Source organism: Streptosporangium subroseum (assembly GCF_900188345.1).
Classification (GTDB): Bacteria; Actinomycetota; Actinomycetes; order Streptosporangiales; family Streptosporangiaceae; genus Streptosporangium; species Streptosporangium subroseum.
Genome location: NZ_FZOD01000022.1, coordinates 128,978 through 140,248, shown reverse-complemented (window position 1 = coordinate 140,248; position 11,271 = coordinate 128,978). Strand labels below are relative to the sequence as shown.

The following is an 11,271-nucleotide window of genomic DNA, read 5'->3' as shown; positions in this document are numbered from 1 at the left end:
GGACGCCGACCTTCTCCAGAGCCTCCTTCTTGCCCTGCGCGGTGCCGGCCGAGCCGGACACGATCGCGCCCGCGTGACCCATGGTCTTGCCCTCGGGGGCGGTGAAGCCCGCGACGTAGGCGACGACCGGCTTGGTCACGTGCTGCTCGATGTAGGCGGCGGCACGCTCCTCGGCGTCTCCGCCGATCTCCCCGATCATCACGATCGCGTCGGTGCCCGGGTCGTCCTGGAAGGCCTGCAGGGCATCGATGTGGGTAGTGCCGATGACCGGGTCGCCGCCGATGCCGACCGCGGTGGAGAACCCGATGTCGCGCAGCTCGTACATGAGCTGGTAGGTCAGCGTGCCCGACTTCGACACCAGGCCGATCCGGCCGGCGCTGGTGATGTCGGCCGGGATGATGCCCGCGTTGGAGGCACCGGGAGAGGCGATGCCGGGGCAGTTCGGCCCGATGATGCGGGTCTTGTTGCCCTTGGCGATCGCGTAGGCCCAGAACTCGGTGGTGTCGTGGATCGGGACACCCTCGGTGATGACCACGCAGAGCGGGATCTCGGCGTCGATCGCCTCGAGGACCGCCACCTTGGTGAACGCCGGGGGCACGAAGACGACCGACACGTCGGCGCCGGTCTGCTCGATGGCCTCGGCGACGGTGCCGAAGACGGGCAGACCCTCGTGGGTGGTGCCGGCCTTGCGGGCGTTGACACCACCGACGACGCGGGCGCCGGAGGCGAGCATGCGACGGGTGTGCTTGGTGCCCTCACCGCCGGTCATGCCCTGGACGATGATCTTACTTTTCTCGGTCAACCAGATAGCCATTACGCACCTACCGCAGCGAGCTCGGCGGCGCGCTTGGCCGCATCGTCCATGGTGTCCACCAGTTCGACACCGGAAAGCTTGGCGTCGGCGAGAATCTGCCGTCCGAGTTCGGCGTTGTTGCCGTCCAGCCGGACGACCAGCGGGAGACGCACGGTCTCGCCGCGGGAATCCAGCAGCTCGAAGGCGGAGACGATCCCGTTGGCGACCGCGTCACAGGCGGTGATGCCGCCGAAGACGTTCACGAAGATCGACTTCACGGACGGGTCGGAGATGATGATCTCCAGGCCCGCCGCCATGACCTCGGCCGAGGCGCCGCCGCCGATGTCGAGGAAGTTGGCGGGCTTGGGCCGGCCCGCGAAGGCCTCGCCGGCGTAGGCGACGACGTCGAGGGTCGACATGACCAGACCCGCGCCGTTGCCGATGATGCCGACGGAGCCGTCGAGCTTGACGTAGTTGAGGTCCTTCGCCTTGGCCGCGGCCTCCAGCGGGTCCTCCGCGTTCTTGTCCTCGAAGGCCGCGTGGTCCTTCTGGCGGAAGGTCGCGTTGTCGTCGAGGGTGACCTTGCCGTCGAGGGCCTTGACCTGGCCGTCGGCGGACAGGATCATCGGGTTGACCTCGACCAGGGAGGCGTCCTCGTCGACGAAGGCGCACCAGAGCTTCTCGATGAGCTCGGCGGCGCCGTCGAGCGCGACCTCCGGCAGGCCACCGGCCTGGGCGATCTCGCGCGCCCTGGCGCGGTTCACCCCGTCCAGCGGGGAGATCGGAACCTTCGCGACCTTTTCGGGGGCGCTGTGCGCGACCTCTTCGATCTCCATGCCGCCCGCGGCGGAGCAGATGGCGAGGAACGTGCGGTTGGCGCGGTCGAGCAGGAAGGAGAAGTAGTACTCCTCCGCGATCGCGCTGGCTTCCTCGACCAGGACCTTGTGGACCGTGTGGCCCTTGATGTCCATGCCGAGGATCTGGGTGGCCTTCTGCTCGGCGTCGGCGGCGTCGGCGGCGACCTTCACGCCACCGGCCTTACCGCGTCCACCGGTCTTGACCTGGGCCTTGACGACGACACGGCCGGTCAGCTGCTCGGCTGCCGCCCGTGCCTCCTCCACGGTGTGCGCGACAATGCCGCGCGGCACCGGGATGCCGTACTCCGCGAAGAGCTCCTTCGCCTGATGTTCGAACAGGTCCACGAGGGTCCGTCCTTGCTTGTCCGGCTGGTGTATAGATGTCGGCGGGCCGGCTCCATGATCTGAGGGGGAGCCCGGTATTTTCGCGCCAATGAAGCCTAGCCCGCCAAACGGCATGGCCAGGCAACCGGGTCCCAGATCGCATCCCGAGATTTTTGGGGAGATCGCCCCCTCGCGGACACGGCCCGGACACGGGTCGGAACCCTAGACGCGGGTGGGAATCGCACTCCGCGCCCACTCGACGATCTCCTGCGTGGTCGCACCCGGGGTGAAGATCCGTGCGACGCCCATCTCCTGGAGTGCGGGCATGTCCGCCTCGGGAATGATCCCGCCGCCGAACACTACGATGTCGATGGCGTCGTTCTCCTTCAGCAGCTCGATCACCTTGGCGAAGAGCGTCATGTGCGCACCGGACAGGATGGACAGCCCGATCGCCGCGGCGTCCTCCTGAATGGCCGTGCGCACGATCTGCTCGGGTGTCTGGTGCAGGCCCGTGTAGACGACCTCCATCCCGGCGTCCCGCAGCGCCCGTGCCACGATCTTCACGCCTCGATCGTGCCCGTCCAGTCCGGGCTTGGCGATGACGACGCGAATCCTCGGCTCGACATCCATGCAGACCTCCTTGTCCGCGCTCCCCCGCAACGTAGGAGCTGTCCGCAGCGTAACCGGCCCAGCCTCTCCCGTTCTCGTCGGCCATCGCAAATCACGCCTCAACGGCGATCATCCCCCGAAAGGACACCTCGCCGGCTTCCCGGAGCCCGCCGTGCCGCCGGCCGTCCGAAGAAGCCTTGCGCCGTGGGTCCACGAGCCCGCGTCCCGGCGAGAACCCGACCGGCTTTCGCCGCCTTTTCCGGCAATGGCTCCGCTGCCACTCCGAAGGCGAATGACCGCAGAACCGATAGAAAAATGTCACACCATTCTGGTATGGCGAACCGCCAATGGAATATGACGGTCCGTGATGAAGAGGAGACGGAATTCGGCGTCCCCAGTAGGCCCGGCGGCGAAACAGGCAGATGGCGAAGGCATCTGCACCAAATGTGCACAAGTAATTCAATATAAATCATCGAATATGGGATTATCTCCTGATCTTCTTATGCAAAGATGCTCTGGTCCCTCCGCGAACAGAGCGGAGGGAACCATCAGGAGGAATTTCCTTTGAAGCGACACATCGCCGGTCTGGCGTGCGCCGCAATGACCGTGCTGAGCGTTCCGGCACTGGCATCGACCGCGACCGCGCAGGCCTCCGATCCGATCTCCGCGCTCAGGAGTCAGTTCAAAACCGGTCTCGGCGTGAAGACCGTCGACACGACCAAGGTGCGGGGCATCGCCGGAAACGCCGTTGTCGCCAAGCGCACCGGCGTGTTCCAGTTCGGCACCTCGGGAATCCGCGCGTCGGATCACACGGCTCAGCTCCGCATCAAGCCCAGCGATCTGGGATTGAGCGAAGAGTCGACGACCGACGAGGACAGTCAGCTGACCAAACTGTTCACCGGTATGACCAAGCCCGAACGAGTCGTCCGCATCAAGAATGCGACCTACATCTCCGGCGGCATGTTCGGCGAGTTCCTGCCTGCGGACAAGACCTGGCTCCGGTTCGACACCACGGCCGGCGCCACCGGCAGCCTGAGCCAGCTTGTCAACGTCGCCGAGCCCTCGACCCTCAAGGCGCTCCTCGCACACACCACGGTGAAGCGAGCCGGCACCTACGCCGGAAAGATCACCCTCGGCGAGCTCCACAAGGTCTCGCCGTGGTTCCGGGTCTCGCTGGGGACACCGCTGGACCGCAAGAACGCCAAGGTCTCGCTGAGCTGGAAGCTGTACCTCGGCGCCGACAAACTCGCCAAGCGGCTCACGACCTCGTACCCCGCGGGCTCGAAGGACGCGGTCACCGTTGACACCAGCTACACGGGCTGGGGCTCCAAGGTCACGGTGGCGGCCCCGCCCGCCGACCAGGTCGCCAAGCTGAGCGAGCTGGAGTTCGACGGGAAGGTCGAGCCCCCCTTCACCGTGCTCAACCCGGGCTGATCGCGAGCCCTACCGAACGCCCCGCGCCCGGCAGGCATCGCCTGCCGGGCGCGTCGCGTTCACCAACTCTTGATCCGCCAAGGCACCGATGTAGGCAAGAATCTCTCTCACTTCTCCGCGATGACGCGAGGAAGGCGAGGACCCATACGGGAGGACCCCCCAGATGAGGCGAATGATCGCCACTCTGACCGGCGCCACCGCGGCGGCGCTGATCGTTCCCGCGCTTGCGACCGCGACCCCGGCGAACGCCCAGAGCACCCAGACCGTCCAAACCGCGGCGGCCGACCCGGCGTCCGCGCTGAAGAGCCAGTTCAGAGTCCGTCACGGCGTGAAGCTCGCCGAGAACACGAAGATCATCGGTGAGGGCGGGAAGAACCGATCGATCTTCACGCGGCGCAGCGGCGTGCTGGAGTTCGGCAGGTCCGGCATGGTCGCCTCCGACCTGACCACCACGTTCGGCCTGCCGACGGGCGCCGGCAACCTCAAGGGCCTGTTCGTCCCGTCGCGGACGCTCTCGGTGAAGGGCTCCTCCTACACCTCCGGCGGAATCTACGACGACTCCATGCCCGAGGGCAAGAAGTGGCTGCGCACCAAGAACGACGCCGTCGCCCTGGTCAGCCCCTACCAGCAGATGATCAACATCGTCGAGCCCGCCACGCTGAAGAGCACCCTGACCCACACCGCTGCCAAGCGGCCCGGCGGGACGTGGGACGGCACCCGGACCACGGTCCACTCCGGCACGATCACGCTGGCCGAGCTCTACAGGATCTCCCCGTCGGTCCGCACGATGCTGCGCAAGAAGCCCTCCGGCAGGTCCGCCACGCTCCCGGTGACGTGGAAGATCTATCTCGGCTCCGACCAGCTGGTCCGCCGGGTCGTGTCGTCCTACACGGAGTCCACCCGGGGCCTCAACAGCACCGAGCTGACCTACGTCAACGACACCCGCTACACCGACTGGGGCGTGAAGTCCGCCATCAAGGCTCCGCCCGCCGGCACGGTGGCCGACTTCGACGAGCTCAGCATCGGCGCGGACCAGAGCGAGGACCCCATCACCCAGCTTCTGACCCAATGATCCGGCTTTTCGAGCGCTGAACCGGCTCTGAGGGCCGCCCGCGCTCTCAGAGCCTCTGTGAATTCGCGCCCCTCAGGACTCGCCCGCCTTCGCGAACCTCAGAGTCCGTCCGGCTTCACGCGATTCAGAGCCCGTCCGTCTTCACGGACTTCAGAGCCCGTCCGGCTTCACGAACCTCAGAGCTTGTCCAGCTTCGCGTAGTTCAGCAGCAGGGTCTTCTCCCCGCTGGAGCCGAAGTCCACCTTGACCTTGGTCTTCTCCGCGATGCCGTCCACGGACACGACCGTGCCCAGGCCGAACGAGTCGTGGGTGACCCGGTCGCCCGGGGCCAGGTTGGGGATCGGCTTGCCGCCGGGCTTCTTGGCGGGAGCGGGGCGGGAGTCGCGACGAGAGGTGGCGGCGCTCCAGGCGCTCTTCTGGGGGTCGCTGCGCCAGTCGACCAGCTCGGCCGGGATCTCGGCGACGAACCGGGAGGCCGGGTTGAACGCGGGCGATCCCCACGAGCTGCGGACGGCGGCCCTGGAGAGGTAGAGGCGCTTCTCGGCCCGGGTGATGCCGACGTAGGCCAGCCGGCGCTCCTCCTCCAGCTCCTTGGGCTCGCCGAACGAGCGCATGTGCGGGAAGACCCCGTCCTCCAGGCCGGTGAGGAACACCACCGGGAACTCCAGGCCCTTGGCCGTGTGCAGGGTCATCAGCGTGACCACGCCCTGGCCTCCGTCGGCGGGCGGGATCTGGTCGGCGTCGGCCACCAGCGAGACCTGCTCCAGGAACTCCACGAGCGTGCCCTCGGGGTTGGCCTCCTCGAACTCCGAGGCCACCGAGATCATCTCGTCCAGGTTCTCCAGGCGGCTCTCGTCCTGCGGGTCGTCCGAAGCGGTGAGCTCCAGCCGGTAACCGGTGCTGACCAGCACCTCCTGGGCGAGCTGCGACGGCGGCATGTCCTCCGCCTTGACCATCAGGTCGTCCATCAGCGCGACGAACTCCTTGATGGCGTTGAGCGACCGGGTGGCCATGCCCGGCGCCTCGTCGGCCCGGCGGAGCCCCTCCCAGAACGGGATCCGCTCCCTGGTCGCGAACGCCTCCACCATCGCCTCCGCCCGATCCCCGATGCCGCGCTTGGGCACGTTGAGGATGCGGCGCAGCGACACCACGTCGTTCGGGTTGGCCAGCATGCGCAGATACGCCAGCAGGTCACGGACCTCCTTGCGCTCGTAGAAGCGCACCCCGCCGACCACCTTGTACGGCAGGCCGGTCCGGATGAAGGTCTCCTCGAACACCCGGGAGGCGGCGTTGGTCCGGTAGAACACGGCCACGTGGCCGGGCACGATGCCCTCGTCGTCGGTGAGCTTGTCGACCTCCTGCGCGACGAACATGGCCTCGTCGTGCTCGTTGTCGGCGACATAACCGACGATCTTCGGCCCGGCCCCCTGGTCGGACCAGAGGTTCTTGGGCTTGCGGCTCTCGTTGCGAGAGATCACCGCGTTGGCCGCGGACAGGATCGTCTGGGTGGAGCGGTAGTTCTGCTCCAGCAGGATCGTCCTGGCCTCCGGGTAGTCGCGCTCGAACTCCAGGATGTTGCGGATCGTGGCGCCGCGGAAGGCGTAGATCGACTGGTCGGCGTCACCCACCACGCACAGCTCGGCCGGGGTGACCCCGCCCTCCCTGACCAGATCGCCGTCCACGGTGCGGACCTCGGGGCGGCCGGCGATCTCGCGGATCAGGGTGTATTGGGCGTGGTTGGTGTCCTGGTATTCGTCCACCATGATGTGGCGCCAGCGGCGCTGGTAGTGCTCGGCCACGTCGGGGAAGATCTGGAACAGCGTGACCGTCAGCATGATGAGGTCGTCGAAGTCCATCGCCCCGGCCTCGGTCAGCTTCTGCTGGTAGCTGCGGTAGGCCTCGGCGAGCTTGCGCTCCAGGTGGGTGGAGGCCCGCTCGGACGCCGTCTCGTAGTCGATCAGCTCGTTCTTGAAGTTGCTGACCTGGGTCGAGAAGGACCGCGGCGGGTAGCGCTTGGGGTCGAGGTCCATCTCGCGGCAGACCATCGCCATCAGCCGCTGGGAGTCGGCCTGGTCGTAGATGGAGAAACTCGTGGGAAAGCCCAGACGCTTGGCCTCACGGCGCAGGATGCGCACGCAGGCGCTGTGGAAGGTCATCACCCACATCGCCGCGGAGCGCGGGCCGACGAGCTTGTCGACCCGGTCCTTCATCTCCCGCGCGGCCTTGTTGGTGAAGGTGATCGCCAGGATCTCCTGCGGCTGCACGCCCCGCTCGGCCAGCAGGTAGGCGATGCGATGGGTCAGCACCCGGGTCTTTCCCGAACCGGCGCCCGCAACGATGAGCAGCGGGCTGCCGTGGTGCACGACGGCCTCACGCTGCTGGGGGTTGAGCCCGTCGAGCAACGAGTGGGTCAGGGAAACGGCTGGGATCGACACGTCATCTAGGTTAGAGCGGCTCACCGACAACCGAGTCCAAGGACGGAAAGGAATGCGGACAGAGTCGTCGGCGGTTGCGAAGGTCGAGCGATCCGTGGAAAACAGGAACGATCTGCGGAAAACAGAAAAAAGGAGAAGGGCTTCTCATGCTGTCTGAGAACGAGATCAACCGGGTCCTCGTGGTGACCGCCCATCCGGACGACGTCGACTTCGCCGCCGCGGGATCGATCGCGCTGTTCACCGACCGCGGCGTCGAGGTGACCTACTGCGTCGCCACCGACGGCGACGCCGGCGGCTTCGACCGCGAGCTGGACAACGGCGGCATGGCCCAGCTCCGCCGTACCGAGCAGACCGACGCCGCCAAGGCCGTCGGAGTGACCGACCTGCGCTTTCTCGGCCACCACGACGGGACCGTGGTGCAGAGCCTGGACCTGCGGCGCGACATCTGCCGGGTCATCCGCCAGGTCAGGCCGGACCTGGTGATCACTCATACCCCGGAGCGCAACTACAGGTTCATCGCCCCCAGCCACCCCGACCACCGGGCGGTCGGCGGCTCCACCCTCGACGCCGTCTACCCCGACGCGCGCAACCCCTACACCTTCCCCTCGCTTCTTGTCGAAGAGGGCCTGGAGGCGTGGACGGTCCGCGAGGTCTGGCTCAGCGGCGGCACGACCCCCGACCACTACATCGACATCACCGAGACCTTCGACCGCAAGCTCGCCGCGCTGCGCGCCCATGTGAGCCAGACTGGCCACGTGGAGGGCTTCGAGAACTTCGTACGGACCCGGTTCTCCCAGACCGCCCGTGAGGCGGGCTTCGGCGAGGGCCGCTACGTCGAGGGCTTCCAGCGGGTCTCCACCGCCTGAGTTCTCCGGCGGAGAACCGGGTAGGGAAACCGTGATCTGAGTGAACACCGTCCACCTGTCGGCCATCACCGTCGCCGTCGTCCTTCTTCTGGCCCTCGCGGGTGCCGCCGTCGCCTATCTCGGCCGCCTCGGGCACGCGCGCGCCGTGCTCACGTCATGCCTGCGCGCCGTCGTCCAGCTCGGCGTGGTGTCGCTGATCATCGTGTGGGCCGTCGAGCGACCGCTCGCGGTGACGGTCTTCGTGCTGATCATGTACGGCGTGGCGAGCCTGACCGCGGGACGCAGGATCACCACCGGAGCGGCCGTCCGATGGGCCGCGGTGCCCGTCGCCGCGGGGACCCTGCCGGTTCTCGCCCTGCTCTTCGGCACCGGCACCGTCCCGCTGAAGGGCATCACGGTGATCCCGATCGTGGGCATCCTGCTCGGTGGGTGCCTGACGGTCACGGCGCTCGCGGGACGGCGGGCGCTGGACGAGCTAACCCAGCGGCGCGGCGAGGTCGAGGCGGCGCTCGCGCTGGGGTTGTCCGAGCGGGACGCGGCGCTGGAGATCTGCCGGCCGGCGGCGGCCCAGGCGCTGGTGCCCGCGCTGGACCAGACGGGAGCCGTGGGCCTGGTCACCCTGCCGGGGGCGTTCGTGGGGATGCTGCTCGGCGGCGCCGACCCGCTCCAGGCCGGGGTGGTGCAGCTCATCGTGCTGGTCGCGCTGCTGGCGGCGGAGGCCGTGGCCGTGGTCGTCACGATCGAACTGGCGGCGCGCGGCCGGTTCAGGACCTGGTGAGACGGTCCCGCGATCGGGCTCGAACCCCCTGTTTCAGGACACGGTGCGGCGAATGTCCCCCCGGTCGAGGCCACGGTCAGCCCCGAGACCACCCTCACTGCCGGGTCCGCTGCCGGATTCCGGTGGGACGAGGCGGGCGAACAGGTAGCCCAGCGAGTTGGTCGCGAGGTGGAAGAGCGAAGGCGCGGCCAGGCCTCCCCTCCGGCGCAGCTCGCAGAAGAACACCCCGGCGAACCCCGTCGCGACCACGGACCCGATCACCACCCGCGAGGTCTCCCCCGCGGGGGCCTCCCCCGCGGCCAGACGGCTCAGCGCGGGATTGGCGGCCATCATGTCGACCGCGGGGAGCACGTGCCAGAGGCCGAACAGGGCCGAGGAGACGGCGGTGGCCGTACCGGCTCCGTGGGAGCGGGTGAGAAGGCCGTGGAGCACGCCGCGGAAGCCGACCTCCTCCAGCAGGACCGTGCCGAACGGCACCTGGAGCAGGGCCTCCTCAAGCGCGCGGGCGCGGGACAGGGACAGCGCGCGCTCGTCGCGGAAGAACCCGCGGGTGGCGGGGACGGCGATTCCGGCCCCGTAGACCACGGCGACGGCGGAGGCGAGCACGCCGCCGATCCGCAGGCCCCGCGCGCGTCTGTGGAACCCCAGATCGGACCAGGAGAGCCCGGAACGGCGCGCCAGGGCGAGCAGCGCACCGGTGGCCGCGACCGAGGTCAGCGGCGCCAGACGCGGCGCCACCCGGTTGTTGAGCACGTTGGCCGCCGCCAGCACGGCTACCGCGCCGGCCAGAACACCGGCGGACGCGGCGCCCCGCGGCCTGAATTCGCGCATCCCGCCCCCTCCGGCTCGATTCGAGGTTACGCGAGCGACGCTCATCCCGCGGCGGACCGCCGCCATCCGGACGGAAACCGTTCATCCCTCAGCGGGCTACCGCCGTTCCGGACGGGAACCGTTCATCGCGCGGCGGCTGCCGCCATCCGGTCCGGACGGGAACCGTTCATCCCGCGGCGGACCGCCGCCATCCGGACGGGAACCGCAGGCTGCGCCGTTCTTTCACGGTGAGGCCGCCCCAGATTCCCTCGGGCTCCCCCTCCCGGATCGCGTAGGCCCTGCACTCCTTGAGCACCGGACATCCCTCGCAGACCGCCTTCGCCCGGGTCTCGTGCTCGTCCGACGGCGTCAGCGGGAAGAACAGTTCGGGATCACTCTCGCGGCACGCACCCCGCGTGGCCCAGCCGATCTCGCGGATCATCATCCGCATGACATCACCCCCTGGTGGGTCACCGGCCCTCAGCCTAGGTGGATCGCACCTGCGTGACATCAACCTTCCGGCGGATTGCCGGGTAGTCGTCAGGGTGTACCTCAGCAGACAGCCGTGCCCTCGTTGTAGCCCTTGACGAACACCGACTGGCGCTGCTCCGCCGTACCGTGGGCGTCGGGGCGCAGCCAGTCGTCGGTGGGATCTCCCGCCGCGGCGAGGTTGATCAACAGCTCGTCCTCGTCGCCGTCCTCCGCGTCCAGCGTTCCGTTCTTGACGAGCGCCCCGAGGGTCCCGCCCGCGTAGCAGTCGGCCTGGAGCTCCAGCTCCACGTTGAGCTGGGAGGTGGTGTTCAGCTGCGCCTGTACGGCGTGCCCGAACTCGTGCGGAATGATCACGTATATCGAGCCGTCGCCCATCTGCTCGTTGAGTTTGCGCATCCAGCTCTCGTCGTAGGCGATGAAGTGCCCGGCCGGGCAGTAGAAGGCGTTGTTCGGGACCGCCGGCCGGCCGCCGCAGGCCGGGCCGTTCTCTCCCTGGTAGGCGATGAAGGCCTCGACCGGGCGGTAGGTCAGCCCGCCGGCGGCGAAGGTCTGCTTCCAGTACGCCTCGGTGGTCTCCCTGGCCAGTTCGACATCCGATTCAAACGTCTGCCCGCGCGCGCTGGGTGTGGCGGCTCCCGTGCTCGAGTCCGCACCCGGGCCCACGCCGGAGTCCGTGTTCGGCTGCTCACTCCCGCAGGCCACGACCGTGACCATGAGCAGCGCGAGGAAAAGCGAGATGGCTCTCATTCTTCTATCGTGACAAGTCGGAGGCTCTGGCGCGAGTGCGATCCCGTACCCCGG

At 68.3% G+C, this 11,271-nt stretch carries 11 protein-coding genes; 4 read left to right on the top strand and 7 right to left on the bottom strand.

Annotated features, from left to right (window positions below; genetic code table 11):
- The 3 genes from sucD to CHC08_RS22765 form a co-directional block, all read right to left on the bottom strand.
- Window positions 1-814 (bottom strand): succinate--CoA ligase subunit alpha (sucD, locus tag CHC08_RS22775; RefSeq protein WP_089209374.1); only part of this gene is annotated, 814 nt, incomplete at its 3' end.
- Entirely contained in the window at window positions 814-1,995 is a 1,182-nt protein-coding gene (sucC, locus tag CHC08_RS22770; protein WP_089209373.1) for an ADP-forming succinate--CoA ligase subunit beta, read from the bottom strand. The genes sucD and sucC, both read right to left, overlap by 1 nt.
- Before the next feature lie 201 nt (window positions 1,996-2,196).
- Window positions 2,197-2,604: a coenzyme B12-dependent isobutyryl CoA mutase small subunit gene (locus CHC08_RS22765; RefSeq protein ID WP_089209372.1), complete on the bottom strand. Its 408-nt coding sequence runs from the start codon at window positions 2,602-2,604 to the stop codon at window positions 2,197-2,199.
- 543 nt (window positions 2,605-3,147) lie between these two features.
- Between CHC08_RS22765 and CHC08_RS22760 the strand changes: the two genes are divergently transcribed.
- Both CHC08_RS22760 and CHC08_RS22755 read left to right on the top strand, forming a co-directional pair.
- Window positions 3,148-4,017 carry a hypothetical protein gene (locus tag CHC08_RS22760; protein WP_143653315.1) on the top strand — a complete coding sequence of 290 codons (870 nt, stop codon included), beginning with the start codon at window positions 3,148-3,150 and terminating at the stop codon, window positions 4,015-4,017.
- Window positions 4,018-4,189: 172 nt separating this feature from the next.
- The gene (locus CHC08_RS22755) at window positions 4,190-5,089 is read left to right on the top strand and encodes a hypothetical protein (RefSeq protein WP_089209370.1); all 900 of its coding nucleotides are present in this window, start codon (window positions 4,190-4,192) and stop codon (window positions 5,087-5,089) included.
- 176 nt (window positions 5,090-5,265) lie between these two features.
- Here the strand turns inward: CHC08_RS22755 and pcrA are convergent, their stop codons facing one another.
- Complete coding sequence (gene pcrA, locus CHC08_RS22750) at window positions 5,266-7,518, bottom strand: DNA helicase PcrA (protein WP_420823583.1); 2,253 nt, start codon at window positions 7,516-7,518, stop codon at window positions 5,266-5,268.
- A 152-nt stretch (window positions 7,519-7,670) separates the two neighbouring features.
- On the opposite strand from pcrA, the gene CHC08_RS22745 reads away from it, so the two are divergent.
- Together CHC08_RS22745 and CHC08_RS22740 are read left to right on the top strand one after the other, a co-directional pair.
- On the top strand, window positions 7,671-8,390 hold the full coding sequence (locus tag CHC08_RS22745) for a PIG-L deacetylase family protein (RefSeq protein ID WP_089209368.1): 720 nt from the start codon (window positions 7,671-7,673) through the stop codon (window positions 8,388-8,390).
- 40 nt (window positions 8,391-8,430) lie between these two features.
- Entirely contained in the window at window positions 8,431-9,168 is a 738-nt protein-coding gene (locus tag CHC08_RS22740) for an ABC transporter permease (protein WP_089209367.1), read from the top strand.
- Window positions 9,169-9,201: 33 nt separating this feature from the next.
- Here CHC08_RS22740 and CHC08_RS22735 read toward each other — a convergent pair whose 3' ends face one another.
- From CHC08_RS22735 to CHC08_RS22725, 3 genes are all read right to left on the bottom strand, one after another.
- Window positions 9,202-9,999 carry a CPBP family intramembrane glutamic endopeptidase gene (locus tag CHC08_RS22735; protein ID WP_245878479.1) on the bottom strand — a complete coding sequence of 266 codons (798 nt, stop codon included), beginning with the start codon at window positions 9,997-9,999 and terminating at the stop codon, window positions 9,202-9,204.
- 166 nt (window positions 10,000-10,165) lie between these two features.
- Window positions 10,166-10,429: a WhiB family transcriptional regulator gene (locus tag CHC08_RS22730; protein ID WP_179282162.1), complete on the bottom strand. Its 264-nt coding sequence runs from the start codon at window positions 10,427-10,429 to the stop codon at window positions 10,166-10,168.
- Window positions 10,430-10,530: 101 nt separating this feature from the next.
- Complete coding sequence (locus tag CHC08_RS22725) at window positions 10,531-11,217, bottom strand: neutral zinc metallopeptidase (protein ID WP_089209365.1); 687 nt, start codon at window positions 11,215-11,217, stop codon at window positions 10,531-10,533.
- Window positions 11,218-11,271: the final 54 nt, after the last annotated feature.